Source organism: Mongoliibacter sp. (assembly GCF_007692705.1).
Taxonomy (GTDB): domain Bacteria; phylum Bacteroidota; class Bacteroidia; order Cytophagales; family Cyclobacteriaceae; genus Mongoliibacter.
In genome coordinates, this window is sequence record NZ_REBN01000065.1 from 1 (window position 1) to 17,566 (window position 17,566).

General features: G+C 39.0%; 18 protein-coding genes. All 18 read left to right on the plus strand.

Annotation, left to right across the window (positions count from 1 at the left end):
- Positions 1-316 precede the first annotated feature (316 nt).
- The gene (gene htpG, locus EA341_RS01200; RefSeq protein WP_293010852.1) at positions 317-2,200 is read left to right on the plus strand and encodes a molecular chaperone HtpG; all 1,884 of its coding nucleotides are present in this window, start codon (positions 317-319) and stop codon (positions 2,198-2,200) included.
- A gap of 314 nt (positions 2,201-2,514) precedes the next feature.
- On the plus strand, positions 2,515-3,417 hold the full coding sequence (locus EA341_RS01205) for a hypothetical protein (RefSeq protein ID WP_293010853.1): 903 nt from the start codon (positions 2,515-2,517) through the stop codon (positions 3,415-3,417).
- Positions 3,418-3,425: 8 nt separating this feature from the next.
- The gene (locus tag EA341_RS01210) at positions 3,426-4,082 is read left to right on the plus strand and encodes a hypothetical protein (protein ID WP_293010854.1); all 657 of its coding nucleotides are present in this window, start codon (positions 3,426-3,428) and stop codon (positions 4,080-4,082) included.
- A gap of 1 nt (position 4,083) precedes the next feature.
- Positions 4,084-4,635 carry a DUF3575 domain-containing protein gene (locus EA341_RS01215; protein WP_293010855.1) on the plus strand — a complete coding sequence of 184 codons (552 nt, stop codon included), beginning with the start codon at positions 4,084-4,086 and terminating at the stop codon, positions 4,633-4,635.
- Between the two features lie 38 nt (positions 4,636-4,673).
- Positions 4,674-5,333: a hypothetical protein gene (locus EA341_RS01220; RefSeq protein ID WP_293010856.1), complete on the plus strand. Its 660-nt coding sequence runs from the start codon at positions 4,674-4,676 to the stop codon at positions 5,331-5,333.
- Between the two features lie 139 nt (positions 5,334-5,472).
- The gene (locus tag EA341_RS01225; RefSeq protein ID WP_293010857.1) at positions 5,473-5,856 is read left to right on the plus strand and encodes a hypothetical protein; all 384 of its coding nucleotides are present in this window, start codon (positions 5,473-5,475) and stop codon (positions 5,854-5,856) included.
- 66 nt (positions 5,857-5,922) lie between these two features.
- Complete coding sequence (locus EA341_RS01230) at positions 5,923-6,339, plus strand: Rrf2 family transcriptional regulator (RefSeq protein ID WP_293010858.1); 417 nt, start codon at positions 5,923-5,925, stop codon at positions 6,337-6,339.
- Between the two features lie 73 nt (positions 6,340-6,412).
- Positions 6,413-6,685 carry a DUF2061 domain-containing protein gene (locus EA341_RS01235; RefSeq protein WP_293010859.1) on the plus strand — a complete coding sequence of 91 codons (273 nt, stop codon included), beginning with the start codon at positions 6,413-6,415 and terminating at the stop codon, positions 6,683-6,685.
- On the plus strand, positions 6,660-7,364 hold the full coding sequence (locus EA341_RS01240) for a phosphoadenylyl-sulfate reductase (protein WP_293010860.1): 705 nt from the start codon (positions 6,660-6,662) through the stop codon (positions 7,362-7,364). Before EA341_RS01235 ends, EA341_RS01240 begins: the two co-directional genes overlap by 26 nt.
- Before the next feature lie 195 nt (positions 7,365-7,559).
- Complete coding sequence (gene cysD, locus EA341_RS01245; RefSeq protein WP_293010861.1) at positions 7,560-8,459, plus strand: sulfate adenylyltransferase subunit CysD; 900 nt, start codon at positions 7,560-7,562, stop codon at positions 8,457-8,459.
- Positions 8,460-8,656: 197 nt separating this feature from the next.
- The gene (locus tag EA341_RS01250; RefSeq protein WP_293010862.1) at positions 8,657-9,910 is read left to right on the plus strand and encodes a GTP-binding protein; all 1,254 of its coding nucleotides are present in this window, start codon (positions 8,657-8,659) and stop codon (positions 9,908-9,910) included.
- 172 nt (positions 9,911-10,082) lie between these two features.
- Positions 10,083-12,185 carry a HEPN domain-containing protein gene (locus EA341_RS01255; RefSeq protein WP_293010863.1) on the plus strand — a complete coding sequence of 701 codons (2,103 nt, stop codon included), beginning with the start codon at positions 10,083-10,085 and terminating at the stop codon, positions 12,183-12,185.
- The gene (cobA, locus tag EA341_RS01260) at positions 12,182-12,964 is read left to right on the plus strand and encodes a uroporphyrinogen-III C-methyltransferase (RefSeq protein ID WP_293010864.1); all 783 of its coding nucleotides are present in this window, start codon (positions 12,182-12,184) and stop codon (positions 12,962-12,964) included. Before EA341_RS01255 ends, cobA begins: the two co-directional genes overlap by 4 nt.
- 296 nt (positions 12,965-13,260) lie before the next feature.
- A complete protein-coding gene (locus tag EA341_RS01265; protein WP_293010865.1) occupies positions 13,261-13,839 on the plus strand; it encodes a bifunctional precorrin-2 dehydrogenase/sirohydrochlorin ferrochelatase in 579 nt (192 codons plus the stop codon).
- A gap of 250 nt (positions 13,840-14,089) precedes the next feature.
- Entirely contained in the window at positions 14,090-14,215 is a 126-nt protein-coding gene (locus EA341_RS01270; protein WP_293010866.1) for a hypothetical protein, read from the plus strand.
- Positions 14,216-14,698: 483 nt separating this feature from the next.
- Complete coding sequence (locus EA341_RS01275) at positions 14,699-15,994, plus strand: DUF2851 family protein (RefSeq protein WP_293010867.1); 1,296 nt, start codon at positions 14,699-14,701, stop codon at positions 15,992-15,994.
- 56 nt (positions 15,995-16,050) lie between these two features.
- Positions 16,051-16,689: an acetyltransferase gene (locus tag EA341_RS01280; RefSeq protein WP_293010868.1), complete on the plus strand. Its 639-nt coding sequence runs from the start codon at positions 16,051-16,053 to the stop codon at positions 16,687-16,689.
- A 52-nt stretch (positions 16,690-16,741) separates the two neighbouring features.
- The coding region (locus tag EA341_RS01285) for a rhodanese-related sulfurtransferase (protein ID WP_293010869.1) at positions 16,742-17,566 on the plus strand (825 nt) is incomplete at its 3' end.

The following is a 17,566-nucleotide window of genomic DNA, read 5'->3' on the forward strand; positions in this document are numbered from 1 at the left end:
TATAGTTGAAATATTACGCCAACTATTTCTGTAAACAACTGGTGCATAACTATTTTTTTTCTTATTTCACGAAGTATATTTCAACTTTATTTCGTGAAGCATATTTCAGCTATGCGATATTTCTATCTTATTTCACTCAGTATATATCTCGTAGCATATTTCAATTATATTTCGCCGAAGGCATATTTCTATTTTATATCACCATAGGTATATTTCTTTTTAAACTGCCAAATTGACATTTTTCACCCTTTGGAACAGGCATTGATAAAGCAGTATTGTCAAAAATGTTTATCAATAATCTAAATTCAATATAGCTATGCAGGAAAAAGGTACTATCTCGATACATACCGAGAATATTTTCCCCATCATCAAAAAGTTTTTGTACTCAGATCATGAGATTTTTATCCGCGAATTGGTGTCCAATGCGGTAGATGCCACCCAAAAAATCAAAAGACTGGCTACGCTGGGTCAGTACACCGGCGAACTTGGAGATACCACCATTGAAGTGGCTTTCGACAAGGACAAAAAAACCATCACCATTACCGACAAAGGTTTGGGGATGACTGCAGAAGAAATCAAAAAATACATCAACCAGATTGCTTTCTCCGGAGCAACCGAGTTTGTGGAGAAATTTAAGGATGCCAAAGATGCCAATGAAATCATCGGTAAGTTTGGTCTTGGTTTCTATTCGGCCTTTATGGTCGCCAAAACGGTGGAAATCAACACCCTTTCTTATCAGGAAGGTGCTCAAGCTGCCAAATGGACTTGTGACGGAAGTACGGAATTTGAAATCAGTGAAGGTGACAGAAAAGAGAGGGGAACCGAAATCACGCTTCATATCAATGATGATTCCGAGGAATTTTTGGACAAGTGGAAGCTTCAGGGAATCCTGGACAAATACTGTAAATTCCTTCCTGTACCCATCAAGTTTGGAACAAAGACGGAAAGCGTTGAAGATGGCGTAGACGACAAAGGAGAGAAAAAGTGGAAGTCAGTGGATGTGGACAATATCATCAATACCACTTCTCCGATCTGGACCAAATCCCCCAGCGATTTGAAGGATGAAGACTACCTTGCTTTCTATAAGGAGCTTTATCCGATGAGTGAAGATCCGCTGTTCTGGATTCACCTCAATGTGGACTATCCTTTCAACCTGACCGGAGTACTTTATTTCCCTAAAGTCAAGAATGACTTCGAATTCCAGAAAAACAAAATCAAACTTTTCAGCCGTCAGGTATTTATCACTGACGAAGTGAAGGACATTGTACCGGAATTCCTGATGTTGCTGCATGGGGTGATCGATTCTCCGGACATTCCGCTGAACGTGTCCAGAAGCTTCTTGCAGGCTGATGGCAACGTGAAGAAAATCAACAATTACATCACCAAAAAAGTAGCCGATAAGCTTGGCGAACTCTTCAAGAAAGACAGAAAAGTCTATGAAGAGAAGTGGAATGATATTGGGCTCTTTGTGAAATATGGAATGATCAGCGAAGACAAGTTTGCTGAAAAAGGCAAGGACTTCACTTTGCTGAAAAATACCAAAGGAGAGCTTTTCACTTTGCCTGAGTACAAAGAGAAAGTTTCCGCCATTCAGACAGACAAAGATGGCAACACCATTTATCTCTATGCGACAGATGCTGACAAGCAGGATGCTTTCATACAGTCAGCAGGCAAAAAAGATTATGATGTACTCTTGATGGATTCGCCCATTGACAGCCACTTTATCCAACACCTGGAGACCAAGGAGGAAAAAACTCAAATGAAAAGAGTAGATGCTGATGTGGTGGACAAGCTGATCCAAAAAGAAGACAGTTATGAAAACTTACTGACCGAGGAGCAATCCAAAAAGGTGAAGGAGATCTTCGAAAAGGCCATCAACAGCCAAACCTATTCAGTAGCAGTAGAAGGGCTTAGCCCGGAAGAACTTCCGGTTACTGTGACCATGGATGAATTTATGCGCAGGATGAAAGACATGGCCCAGATGGGTGGAGGCATGAGTTTCTACGGTGCCATGCCGGACAATTACAAGGTAGCCATCAATGGCAATCACCCAGTAATTGACAAAGTCCTGAAAGCAACCTCAGAAGAAGATCAGACCAAACTGGCCAAGCAGGCTTTTGATTTGGCCCTTCTTTCTCAAGGTCTGCTGAAAGGCAAAGACCTGACGGAATTTGTAAAAAGAAGTGTGGAGTTGATTTAATCCAGCAAACCTTTGGGGTCTTTTTCGGACCCCGAAGGTTTTTTTGATTTCAGCTGTTTCTTAAGAGTAAAACCCTTTGAATTCGGAGTCACGTTTTCAAAGGGTTTTTTTTAGATTTTTCACTTCCCCTTTCATCAAATATTAATATTTCAATAAATAAATTAAATTTTTTGCCCTGAAAACCAATATGTTAAGTGTTAATGAGAAAAAATAAATACCTTAAAACTTGACAACTAAGTTAGTTTTTCTTCTTTTTATGAGAAAATTATTTTATCATTATTTTTCTTTTTTTTATAATTTTAATTTAAACCTATATGAAAAATTATCTATTATCCCATTTTATTTTACTTACACTTTTTATGCTTTTCAGCATCTCATGTGGTCCTCAAAACGAAATTGTTGAAGAATTTTCAGCTGATAGTCTGGAAAAAAACGAGAGTAAAAGATTGAAATTTGAAAGTTATATTGATTTTATTTCAGCTGTTGAAGAATTGAGTACAAACCAAAATTTGGAGTATAATAAAAATATTATTTCTAAATATGCTGTTATCCCAAAAGATTTTGTTTCTTCAAACTTACTTTCAGATAAAGATTTAACTTCAAATTCAATTAAAAGAGAAAATTCTGATAATCATGAAATAGATGTACTAGAATTAGTTCCTGACCAAGCATTTGCTTCACTTTTAAATCAGGATTTGGAAATAGAGGTTTATGGCAAAATTTATAAAGTCACTCCTTTCGGAACTTTTTATACAGAAGCAGATAATATAGATAATTTATACAAGAATATAGAGAATTTTGATAAAGAAAAATTATTAAAACTTAGAGGAGAAAATCTAAGAGTATCTGATTTAAATCCTAATTCAAATGATGATCTTTTTTCTTTGCCAGATGATACCTATTTAGTTGATACTTATTTTGATTTTGATTATGACGAAGACTTAAATAATGCCTCTACTGTTCCTTCGAATCAAAACCTTATTTCACAGCCAGGCTATTTTTGTGCAGCCTGCGCTCCCGAGATTCCAACAGCTTTACCAAAAGGGCAATATGATAATTTTGAAGTATATAAATTTGGAGCTAATACGTCTATAGGGAAATTTTTTGAAGGCATTTTCGGTACAAATACGGGTTTTACTATAAATTTTAATCCAGACTACAGGTTGAAAGTTAAGCTATATGCTTTTAATTATGGTTGTATAGCTCTACAGGTCTAAATGCGAAAATGCAAAAAAGAGGTTGGACAGGAATATGGGCTCGACACTCGGATGCCAATGCTACCAAATTAGTACTAGGGTGGGATTTACTTTATTTAAACGTGAAAATCCCATTTGCTATGCCAATAAATTATACAAGTTTCCCATCAAAAATAGTTGGAAAGGAGTTGTTAAAATTCTCAAATTATAGTTTGTCTACAGCTGGAGTAACAGATGCTTCTATACCATTTTTAAATATTTCTCAAGACAATTATAACGATCTTGAAAAAAGAATGAATAAAATGGTTAGTACAGGATTAGGAAAGTTAGCAGAATTGGTTTGGAAAGAGACAGAAAGTTTTTTAGCATCCGCGTCTTTAGATGTTAAAAATGAGAAAGTTAAGTCTTACAGGAAGATATTCCCTGATAAAATCAAAGTAATGTTAAGTAAAGCGGAGGATGAGCGTTTGAATTCAAATAATATGAATTTTGTCATAGATAGGTATTTTCAAATTACCTACAATGCTACAGGAAATGCACAATTTAATTCCTTGTACCAAAATATTTTGGGGCCAACATTTAAAACATCAAAGAAGCTATACGAAATTGAAGGAGCTTCTGTTTATGGAGCAGCCGTGTTTGGAGGTCAGACGAAAGGAATTAGAATAATCAAAGAAATTGACTAATATGAAATTGAGTAGATTTGTTTTAATTATTATAGTGATATGTTGCAGTATTCATTTTGGGAATGCCCAAACACAAAAGATACTTCGGGTAAACTTTCTTAATCCTGCTATTTCTTACGAATTGCCCACAGGGAAAAACACTTCCCTTGATGCAAGTTTAGGTTTTGGGTATAATTATTCCTATCCTGATCTCACCTCGGCTTCGACTGAAGGCGTCCAATACCTTTTTGCTATGTTTGGTGATATTCAAAGCAGGTATTACTACAACCTGTCCAAAAGAGAAAAAAATGGAAAGACAACAGATCAGAATAATGGAAATTTCATAGCTGCTAGATTGCTGTATACTGGACCTGATATTTCACAAATATCATCGTTTGACCGGTTCAACAACAACTCTTTCGCAATCGGACCTACTTGGGGCTTACAAAGAACTTATGGAAAGCGATTCAATTTATTATTTAGTGCTGGTCCGATATACTATTTTGATTTAAAAGGAAACGGGAATATATTCCCTTTAAATCTTGAGTTAAACCTTGGGGTTAACCTTAATTAAAATCAAGACGGCGGAAACTGATCTGCTGTCTTTTTACTATGAAAAAATATTTCTTCCTTCTTTTTATTCCCTTTCTGATTTCCTGCAAAAACACCAAGTTTTTTCCTAGACAATACTGCAGTGTCTGTCTTCAAAATGCTGATTTGGTCTTACTGGACTTTAACATTCCAGAATTAACTTACAGTGAAGAACAACGGCTTTATCAAATTATTGAAAAGCAATTTGCCAAAAGAAAGGATATCAAATTTGGACTTTTGGAAGACTGGGATTATGAAATCATCGCCAATCAGATAAACTCTGGAGAAACTGGTAAATTAAAAGAGATTCTGGGTATAGACTACATACTGCAGGTTGGATTAAAAGGCTATAAAAATTCAGAAGGTTCTGATTGGTTGACCCCTGATGAAAATCAAGGACTATACCCCACACCAAGAGTCCCTGTAACATCCAATTCAACCATTGAAATGAAACTTATAAGTACTGAAACGGGCAGGGGAGTATTTACTTTAGACTTGCACACTCAGACAATCGAATATGGAAAGGACACTCAGGACGGTTCAGCTTTTTATTTTGATTCCGGAACAGTATGGGGATCCATGAAAACAGGGACGCGGAGAGGAAGCAAATACCTACTTGCTGATTGCCGCTGTCCAAAAGGCAGCTATGTCAGGTGGAGTAAGGTTTTACATTGGCTGTAGGTTCAACTCAAGGTAAATCCTTGAGGTCTTCTTTACCTCAGAGGGTTTTTGTTTTGAAAAGAAACTCTAAAATTCCAGATATTTCAGTTTAGGCAAGACAAATTTAACCAACATCCCGTCTTACTTAAAATGGATAAGCATGAAATTATTTTGTACTGTATTCTTCCTCTTTTTTACTATCCGTGTAGCGGCCCAGCAAGACCATGGAAAATTATCAACTTTACTTTACCCCGAGGTTTATTTGGTGATAGACTTGGAAAAGGAACAGGAATTGCCTTTGGTGGAGGTGATGGCCTTTTGTAAAGATTTAGAATTAGGTTGGATTGAAAATGATGAGAAACTGGTCTTGTATAAGGTTTTTCCTACAGGAATAGGAGTTGAAAAATACAGTCTAGATATTCATGAAGCCTTAATCGAAAATCCAAGACTTAAGCCTGTATTTATTAAAATGTATGGCAGGGAGTATCTGCCAACCCGGTATCAAGCCATTACCCATCTAGGAAAATACCCTAATCAATACTAAAGTACTTCTTTTTCGACTTTCACACTCTTACTTGCAAGGCTACTTTTTTCCCCTATTTTTGTAACCATGCTATCCAAAAAAACCAAGTACGCATTTCATGCTTTGACATTTCTAGGCAAGCGTAGAGAACAAAAAACTGTTTTGATTCAGGACATATCAGAAGAATATGGAATCTCCCACAAGTTTCTTGAAAATATACTTTTAGAATTGAAGAAAGCAGGAATCCTGGGTAGCAAAAAGGGGAAAGGCGGAGGTTATTACCTTATCAAAGACCCCAAAGATGTTGCCCTTTCCAAAGTGATCCGACTCTTGGATGGCCCAATCGCATTGCTCCCCTGTGTCAGCCTCAACTACTATGAACCGTGCGTAGAATGCAAGGACGAAGTCAAATGCGGCCTCAATAAAGTCATGATTCAGGTCAGGGATGAGATGCTTAACGTGCTTGAAAACAAGACCTTAGCAGATATATTGGATAAAGAATAAAATTTTTTCCCTAATTACCCTATCTTTTTTATAGGTTTTGTATACTTTTGTTATTCTGATACCTTAAAAGTATATGATTCTAGATCAACCTATTAAAAAATGGTTTGTAAACAGCAAAGGCCAAGACACTAATGTCAAGAGCTTTTTGAAATCCATTTCATGGAGAATTGTAGGAACACTCGATACCATGGTCATTTCCTTTTTTGTGACAGGTCAACTGGTCATGGCCCTATCGATAGGATCCATAGAAGTAGTGACTAAAATAGCCCTGTATTACTTGCATGAAAGGGCATGGGAAGGTGCAACTAAAGTCAAGAAAAATGAGCCTGAAAACGAATTTGCATAGTCTTAGTGAAAAACTGGATTCTCTGAATCCTGTGGAAGGCCTGGCCATGCTGTCAGACCTTTTTCCGGGTAAAGTGGTTTTTTCCACTTCCCTGGGACAGGAAGATCAGGTTATTACCCAATTGATCGCTGAAAACAGCCTGCCTATCCATATTTTTTCCTTGGACACAGGAAGACTGTTTCCGGAAACACTGGACCTTATTGCCAGAACGGAACAGAAGTACAAAATAAGAATTGAAGTCTTGTACCCTGAGCGGGAATCAGTAGAAAACTTAGTAAGCAAAAACGGCATCAACGGTTTTTATGAATCGGTTGAGAAAAGGAAAGCCTGCTGCTTTGTAAGAAAAGTAGAATCGCTTAAAAGAGCACTGGCGGGTAACAGTATCTGGATTACCGGCTTGAGGGCAGAACAGAGTGCCAACAGATCCGAAATGAGAAAAATAGAATGGGATGAAGGAAATCAGATTATCAAATTCAATCCGCTTTTGGACTGGACTTTCGATCAGATGATAGAGTACATCAACCAAAATAAAATTCCATACAATCCCCTACACGACAAAGGCTTTTTCAGCATAGGCTGTGCGCCTTGCACCAGAGCCATTGAGCCAGGAGAAGACGCAAGAGCTGGCAGATGGTGGTGGGAAGAGTCTAAGAAGGAGTGTGGGTTGCATATGAAATGATATATGCCTTCGGCGATATATTGAAAAACGTGAATTGAATGTAGGAGACGTCTAACTATGAAAATATTTCGAGATTCATTATTCGATATTCATCATTCGAAATTTGGAAAAGAAATGAACGCTGATTAAAATCTTAAACCACACTTACTGACTGCATGGACAGCGTAAATCAAAAATCGTAAATCAAAAATACTTATGTCAAACCTATTGATACCGAATCCGAAAGAGGCAGAGTCCATCCATATCCTGAGAGAGGTGGCGGCGCAGTTTGAGCGGCCAGTCTTATTGTTTTCAGGAGGTAAGGACTCTATTACTTTGGTCCGTTTGGCACAAAAAGCCTTTTACCCTGCAAGGATTCCATTTCCTCTTTTGCATATAGATACAGGACACAATTTCCCGGAAACCATTGAATTTCGAGATCAATTGGTGGAGGAATTGGGATTGGAACTGATTGTCAGAAATGTTCAGGATTCCATTGATCAGGGTAAAGTCACTGAGGAAAGAGGCAGGTATGCCAGTAGAAATACCCTTCAGACTACTACGCTTTTGGATGCCATCGAAGAATTTAAGTTTGATGCCTGTATTGGTGGCGCGAGAAGAGATGAAGAAAAAGCCAGGGCAAAAGAAAGGGTGTTTTCAGTAAGAGATGACTTTGGGCAATGGGACGAAAAAAACCAAAGACCGGAGCTTTTCAATATGCTTAACGGAAAAATCGAACAGGGACAGAATGTCCGTGTTTTTCCTATTTCCAACTGGACCGAATTGGATGTTTGGGAATATATCAAAACTGAAAACATCGAAATCCCTTCCATCTACTTTGCCCATAAGCGTGAAGTCTTCTTCAGAGATGGGATGATTTGGACAGCCAATGAGCATGTGTTCAGGGAAGAACATGAGCAAGTAGAAGAAAAAATGGTGCGCTTCAGAACTGTAGGGGACATGACCTGTACAGCTGCCGTACTTTCGGAAGCAAGAACTTTGGATGCTGTTGTGGATGAAATCAGGGCCTCCACCATTTCCGAAAGGGGTGCTAGGATAGACGACAAACGTTCTGAGGCGGCGATGGAGAAAAGGAAGAAAGTCGGGTACTTTTAAATGATATATGCTTCGCGATACTAATAGAAATATGCCTTCGGCGATATAAAAACTCAAGCATTGAGCATCCTTCAAAGCACGTGAAGCTCTTTCTAAAAACCTTTGAGTCTTTGTGCCTTCGTGGCATAAAAAACAATTATGGTGTGATAAGTTGACGAAGTCTTATGTCTTATGTCTCACGTCTAAAATCTTAACAAATGGAAAACAGAAAACTCATAAAAATAGCAACCGCAGGTTCAGTAGATGATGGCAAAAGTACCCTAATCGGGCGTTTGCTTTATGATACCAAAAGCCTGACTACGGATAAGTTGGAGGCTATCGAAAAAACCAGCAAGCAAAGAGGCTTTGATTACCTGGACTTTTCCTTGGCAACAGACGGTTTGGTGGCAGAGAGAGAGCAGGGCATTACCATAGATGTAGCCCATATCTACTTCAATACCGATAAGACCAATTTCATAGTAGCGGATACTCCCGGTCATGTGGAATACACCAGAAACATGGTTACGGGAGCCTCCACTTCCCAAGTGGCCATCATTTTGATCGATGCCAGAAAAGGAGTGATTGAGCAGACCTACCGACACTTTTTTATCAGCAACCTGCTTCGCATGGGGCATGTGGTAGTCGCCATCAACAAAATGGACTTGGTAGATTACGATGAAGATGTATTTCTGAAAATCAAAGAAGATTTTGAAGCATTGGCAGAGAAAAGCAACTTCAAGCCAGAGCAAATCACCTTTATTCCAATTTCCGCTTTAAAAGGAGAAAACATCGCTAAAAAATCAGATTTGATGTCTTGGTATTTGGGCAATACACTTCTGGATCATTTGGAAGTCTTGGAACCTGCTGACCTGGAAGAAAATGGCCCAGCCCGTTTTCCCGTGCAATATGTGATCCGGCCAAAAACAGAAGCCTTTCATGATTTCAGAGGCTTTTCGGGAACGCTTTATGGTGGTAACTTGAAAGTAGGGGATGAAGTAACGATCCTGCCTTCTTTCACTACTTCCAAAATCAAGAGTATACAATTCTTCGACAAAGAATATACTGAAGCCACGCCAGGTGCTGCGATTACAATTACTTTAGAAGATGAAGTCAATATCAGCAGAGGAGACATGATGGTCAAATCTGCCGAAGTTCCAAATTCCGAAAAGTCAATCACCGCCACGATCTGTCAAGTTAATAATAAACCCCTTCGGCCCGGTCAGAAATACACACTGCAACATGGAGTCAACAGGGTACTTGCCAAAGTGGAAAGCATTAAAACACGCATTTATGCAGACTTCTCCGGGGAAGAGCCTACCGAACAGCTCAAGTTGAATGACATCGGGAAAGTCAATCTCAGGCTCAGCAAGGCCATTCACTTTGACCCATACGAAATCAATAAATCAAATGGAAGCTTTATCCTTATCGATGAGGGAAGCTTTGATACTGTGAGTGTTGGGTTTATTGAGTGATGAAAACGGTACCAAGTACAATGTACAAAGTACCAAGATAGCAGTTACTCAAAAAGCGATGGTAAGCAGTAAAAAAACAGAGTAAGGGACATATTCCTAAACATCATGGTACATTATACTTGGTACTTTGTACAATAAATAAACCTACTAAACCGATAGAGAAAAAATATAAATGGAAAGCTTCAGAACAGAGATAGAAAATCCTATCGTACAAAAAGACATCATAGAGTTGGATAGAAAAATCCGGCTCTTCAGAGAAGGCAAGATTGACGAAGAAAAATTCAGAAGTCTTCGTTTGGCCCGGGGCGTATATGGGCAGAGACAGCCTGGAGTTCAGATGATAAGAATCAAATTACCCTATGGGAAAACCACGGGAGAACAGCTCAAAACAATCTGTGATGTTTCCGAAAAATATTCAACCGGAAAACTGCACATCACTACCAGGCAGGACATACAGATCCATTATGTAAGTTTGGACGAAACTCCCCAGCTATGGGCAGACCTTGAACAGGAAGACATCACCCTAAGGGAAGCTTGTGGCAATACTGTAAGGAATGTAACAGCTTCTGAAACTGCGGGGGTAGATCCAAAAGAGCCATTTGATGTGACTCCCTATGCGGACGCTACTTTCAAATACTTCCTCAGAAATCCCATTTGCCAGGAAATGGGCAGAAAATTCAAAATGGCATTTTCAGCCTCTGAAGAAGACACGGCTTTGAGTTACCTTCATGACTTAGGTTTTATCCCACAATTGAAAACAGTAGATGACAAAGAAATCAGGGGTTTTAAAGTCCTTCTTGGTGGAGGCTTGGGTTCTCAACCCAGACATGCAGACCTGATCACCGAATTCCTTCCCACAGACGAATTGATTCCATTTATCGAGGGAGTTTTAAGAATATTTGACAGACATGGAGAACGTTCCAGAAGGCTTAAAGCCCGAATGAAATTTCTCATCAATGATATTGGAATTGAAGAATTCTTGAGTTTGGTGAAAGAAGAGCAAAAGTCTCTTCCATACCACACATACCCTATTGACGCTCAAACCTATGAAGCCTCAAGGGTGCTCCCCAAACACGAAGTTCCGGTTTTGGCAGAGCCCTTTAGTTTGGCTTACGAGCAATGGAAACTCACCAATGTATTGCCACAAAAGCAGGAGGGTTATGTCAGTGTAGGCGCAAAAGTACTCTTGGGTGATTTCAGCACCAAACAAGCCCGTCAATTGGCTGATTTGATTAAAAATTATGCTAACAATGAGTTGCGGTTTACCCTGCGTCAAAACATTCTGATCCGTGATGTTCAAACCGAAGCGGTTCCATTTTTTTATGAGGAGTTAAAGAAAATCGGTTTGGCTGATGCCGGCTATGACAGCTTTGGTGACATTACTGCCTGTCCAGGAACAGATACTTGTAATCTAGGCATAGCCAGCAGTACGGGTATAGCGAGGGAATTGGAAAAGGTAATCCTCAACGAATTTCCTCAATACCTCAAAAATAAGGATTTGACCATCAAAATATCAGGTTGTATGAATGCCTGTGGGCAGCACAATATGGCGCACATAGGCTTTCAGGGCATGTCCATGAAAGTAGGGAAAACAGTTTTTCCTGCGCTACAGGTATTGCTTGGTGGAGGTACTTTAGGAAATGGAAATGGAAGGTTTGCCGATAAGGTGATCAAAATCCCGAGCAAAAGAGGTCCTGAAGCATTAAGGATCCTGATCAAGGACTTTGAGTCATTTGGAGAAAAAGAAGAAAGCTTTTTGGATTATTATGACCGTAAAGGCCAAATATACTTCTATGACATTCTTAAGGTATTGACAGAAACCGAAACCCTTACCGAAGCCGATCAGGTGGATTGGGGAAATGAAGATGCTTACAAAGTAGCTGTGGGTGTTGGAGAATGTGCCGGTGTGGTCATTGATTTAGTCGCCACTCTTTTATTGGAAGCACGTGAAAAACTGGAGCTTTCCGTGGAGGCATTTAAAGAAAAAAGATGGTCAGATAGCATCTACCACACCTATGCGGGAATGGTCAATGCAGCGAAAGCCATTCTGCTTAGTGAAGGAAAGAGCACAAATTCTTACGCCAATATCATCGCACTTTTTGATGAAACCTTTACTGAAAGTGAAAAGATCATCTTGGAAAAAACCTTTGCTGAAATCACTTACCAAATTAAAGAAAGCGAACCATCTGAAGCTTTCGCAAAAAAGTACTTCGATGATGCAGCCAATGTATTCGAAGCCATTAGTAACTATAGAGAAAAGGAGGTTACAGCATGATAGAAAAAGTAAAGCCAAAAGTAACCCTCGTAGGTGCAGGGCCAGGAGATCCCGAATTGATTACGCTGAAGGCTGTTTTTGCCTTAAACAAAGCAGATGTGGTGCTTTACGATGCCTTGATTGACAAATCATTGCTGAAGCATGCCCCTGACCATGCATTGAAGATATTTGTAGGGAAAAGAGTGGGCAAACACAGTTGCCCTCAGGATGAGACCAATAGGCTTTGCGTGGAGCATGCCCTCAAGCATGGCCATGTGGTCAGGCTGAAAGGAGGAGATCCATTTGTCTTTGGCAGAGGAGCCGAGGAGATAGACTATATAGAGGCCTTCGGAATCCCTACAGAAGTGATTTCAGGAATTACCTCCGCCATCTCAGTTCCGGCTGCAGTTGGTATTCCGGTGACCAAAAGAGGCTTTTCTGAGAGTTTTTGGGTCATTACAGGTACCACTACATCCGGGGAAATCTCTAGAGACATTGCCTTGGCAGCAAAATCCACGGCGACAGTGGTCATTTTGATGGGGACCAAAAAACTTCCTGAGATTGTCGGAAGCTATTTGAATGAAGGACGGGCTGATTTGCCCATTGCCATTATCCAAAGTGGGACTACCAAGGAAGAAAAGCTTGTTGCAGGCACCATTCAGGATATTGTCCCAAAAGCAAAAAGCTATGGTATCGCCGCTCCTGCCATTATAATTATTGGGGAAGTGGTGAGGGAAAGTTATCTCCTTAAAGAAGTGTATAATGAAGTAGTTGGAGTTGAATTAAAGCAGATAAGGTAATTTGAAATATGCTTCGCGAAATAAAGTTGAAATATAGCTTCGCTGAAATATGCTTCTCGAAATAGAGTAGAAATATACCTACGGTGAAATATGATGGAAATACGCTTCGAGAAATAGATTGAAATATTTCTACCGTATTTCAATCTTATTCTAAGTTAATCCAGAATAGCCCCTCTCTGGATCTAGGGTAAATCTGCTACTACTATATTTCTATTTTATTTCAATCATATTTCCACCATATTTCTATTCTATATCTACCATATTTCGTGAAACGAATTTCTAAATAAGATAAAACCATGAACCAATTATATCCCATCTTCCTCAAAGTCCACCAACTCAATGTACTCTTGGTTGGAGGAGGATTTGTGGGGACTGAGAAACTCAGTTTCTTATTGAAAAGCAGTCCAAAGGCACAGGTGACGGTTGTCTCTAAAGAGTTCAATGAAGAATTTCTGGAATTGGCTCATAATGCTTCAAATGTCACTTTGATTAAGGATGCTTACCATGAAAAGTATCTTGGTGGAAAGCACCTTGTCATAGGCGCTACCAATTTCCCTGAAATTAATAGGCAGATTCATGATGAGGCTAAGGAAAGGTTTATTTTGGTCAATGTTGCCGATACGCCTGAGTTATGCGATTTTTATCTGGGAGGAATAGTGACAAAGGGAAACCTCAAAATCGCCATCAGCACCAATGGCAAATCGCCCACCACAGCCAAGCGTTTAAGACAATTGTTGGAAGAGGTCTTGCCAGAGGAAATTGATGATCTTTTGGATAACCTCAATGCTTACCGTGACACCCTGAAAGGGGATTTTGAATACAAGGTTAAAGCCATGAATGAGATCACGGAAAAATTGGTAGAAAAAGGGGGATGAAAAGTTAAATCCGCATCATTTTAGATTTATGAAATTATTATGACTTTATCATCTAATTAAGTGGAAAAAAATTGATTTGAAATGCAAAAGCGTATTAATAGCCTTAGCTTCAATCAGTTTTTTATAAAATTCTTCTTAATTATAATAGCTAAGTTTCAAGGCAAAGAATATGAATATATAAAAGGAAAAACTGGAAATTATAAATTGGATTATCACCCTAAAAGATGATGTAGCAATTGAAAAATTAAAAATGTTGAAAAACAACCAAAAGAATACGCTCGATTGGTGGGGTCAGATAGGTGAAGAAGAAAAAAAAGCGATAGAAAAAGGTCTTGAGGACATCAAAGCAGGAAGAGTAGCCCTCATCAAGAAGTGAAAAGGCTGTATGAAAAATACTTATGAGATTTTTTGGTCAGAAAGGTCAAAATCTGACCTTGAAAATATTTTAAATTATTTGGATAATAATTGGACTGAAAAAGAAACTCGAAGTTTCATTCAAAAGCTTGATAAACGTATAAATCTCATTTCGCTCAACCCTTTACTTTTTCCGGTATCCCTCAAAAAAAGCAATGTTAGACGCTCTGTACTGACAAAGCATACGACGATATAATATCAGATTAATAATAAGACTGTTCAAATCATTACGTTGCTTGACGTAAGACAAAATCCAGATAAATTAAAGGTTTAGAGGTGAGATAAAATTTTTGATGAAGTAAAAATACTTTTACCCTGAATTATAATGAAAGGTCATTTGTATTTGCCTCAAATTTTTTCAGCAGCCATTTTATTTAAACTCATTTCTTGGTAAATTCATCATCAGATTGTTAGTGTAGATTTCAGATTTTTAAACAGTTTTTTTATGGATTTCAAAGAAGATTTTCTTCAAGCTGTATGGAAATACCAGTATTTCGATAAAAACAGCCTCCACACCACAGATGGACAGCCTGTAGAAGTCAAGAAAATTGGTTACCATAACTTCTACCATGGGCCTGATTTTCTTGAATCAAGCGTACGCATCAAAGGGGTGGATCTTTATGGTCATGTGGAAGTCCACCGCAAAGCCTCCGATTGGAAAAACCATGAACATGATGCGGACCCCAGATACAACTCTGTGATTCTTCATGTAGTCTACGAAAATGACTTGGAAATCCTGAGAAATGACGGTACCAGAATTCCGACTTTAGAATTGAAAGGAAAAATCCTGTTAGATGTCATCAGAAATTATGAGAAGCTTATCAATTCAGGAGATGGCTTGCTCTGCTCTGGGTTTCTTCCGGAGGTTTTACCTATTCTGAAATTTTCTATGCTGGAAAGGGCATTGGTAGAAAGGATGGAAATCAAGTCAGCAGGTGTTTTCCAAATTCTTGAAACAACAAAAGGGGATTGGGAAGAAACCAGTTACAGGTGGTTGTTTCAGAGTTTCGGGTTCAAAACCAACAGCGGTTCCATGCTTAGGCTAGCGGAAAGCATTCCATACAAACTCTTACAAAAACTTAGCAGGCATCCTATTGGAATAGAGGCCATTCTTTTGGGACAGGCTGATTTGCTTCCTGAAGAACCAGTAGATGAATATTCAGCTGAATTGAAAAGGGAGTATGATTTCTACAGGAAAAAATATGGATTGAAAAATACAGTATATAGGCAAGATTGGAAATTTATGGGAGTAAGGCCACAGAACAACCCTTGCTTAAGGATTGTACAATTGGCAGCATTTCTCAGCCAAAACAAGAACATTTTCAGTGAAGCCATTCATATTAACTCTGGTTTTGACTCTTTTAAACAGCTTTTTGCTTTACAAATCAATCCTTATTGGGAAAAACACCTTAGGCCTGGAATACCTTCAAAACAAAAGCTCTCACAGAAATTGAGTGAAAATACACTTCGCCTAATCATGATCAATTTTGTGGTTCCCCTTTGGTTCAGTTATGGGCGCTTTATTGAAAACAGCGATTGGAAAGACAAGTGCTTCGACCTCTTGCAGGAATTGCCGGCAGAAGTCAACCATATCACCAAAAGATTCGGCACTTACCAGTGGACTTGTGAAAATGCATTTGACAGTCAGGGTATGATAGGACTTTTCAACATGTATTGTAATCTCAAAAAGTGTATGGACTGTAAAATCGGTCAGTCTATACTCAAAGCAGTATCCGCTTAATTTTTGGTTAGCAGATTGATTTCCCGTACTTTTGCCATCCGATTAGACAAAAAGAAATGGATAAACCAGTTATAATATTAGGAGCCAAAGGAATTGCCCAGGCAGCATTGGAAATTTTCAACAGTAATGACGTCATCACTTTTGGATTTTTGGAAGAAGATGAAGCTATGCACGGGACTGAAATCAATGAGGTTACTGTATTGGGAAATCCTGAGGATGAAGGTTTCCTAAAGCTGATTGGCAAAAAATGTGAAGCCTTTGTAGCGGTGGACGACAATAAATACAGACAGTTTTTGGTCAAAATGCTCAATGACAACAGAAAAGTACAGCCTGTCAATGCCATCCATCAATCCTCATATATTTCTACAAATGCTGTCTTAGGCCATGGTAATTTTATCAATGCCAGAGTCACAATCGGTACCGCTGCCCAAATAGGCAGTCACTGTATTTTACATTCCGGAGCGATCATTGAGCATCAGGCCGAGCTCTCGGACTTCGTGCAAGTCGGTGCCGGATCCTTTATCAACTCCAATGTTAAAATTGGGAAAGGAGTTTTTATTGGTTCAGGGGTTACAATTGTTTCGGGTGTAACTATAGGTAAAAACGCAAGAGTAGGAGCGGGTTCAGTGGTGATCTCAGATGTTCAGGATGGAGAGACAGTTTTTGGTAATCCTGCAGCACCAATCAAAAAATAATTAAATTTGTATATACGAAACCAAAACACCCTGCTGAAACAGGGCTTAAGTTATGGAAGATAAAAAGTACAGCGTATTGCTATATTACTGCTATGCCCAGATAGAAGATCCTGAGGCATACAGGGAAGAACACCACCTTTATTGCGTGGAAAACAATATTAGGGGAAGAATCATCATCTCTCCGGAAGGGCTCAACGGAACGGTTTCGGGACTGAAAGAGGATTGTGAAAAGTACATGGAATATGTGCATGGCGATCCAAGGTTTGCAAAAACCGAATTCAAAATTGATTACCATGACCAACATGCATTTGCCAAAATCCATGTAAGAGCCAAGCCTGAAATCGTACACAGCAGCTTAAGGCACCTTGACCCTAATGTCAGGACTGGGAAACATTTGGAACCTGAAGAATTTAAAGCCCTCAAAGACCAGGAAGATGTGATCATTTTGGATGTAAGGTCTAACTATGAGCATGAACTGGGAAGGTTTAAGAATGCAGTTACACTTGATATTGACAACTTCAGGGATTTTCCTGAAAAAGTAAAAGAACTCGAACATCTAAAAGGCAAAAAGGTATTGACCTATTGTACTGGAGGTATCAAATGTGAAAAAGCTTCTGCTTTCCTGTTGGAACAAGGTTTTGAGGATGTCTATCAACTACACGGTGGGATTATCAAATATGGTATGGAAGCCGGAGGAGAGGACTTTGAGGGGAAATGCTATGTTTTTGACAATAGGATTGCAGTAGACGTAAACAAGGTAAATCCAAAAGTCATTTCCACCTGCCATGTCTGTGGTACCGAATGCGATAGAATGGTGAATTGTGCCAACCCCGTTTGTAATGAGCACTTACCAATTTGTGAAAAATGCGGTTGGGAG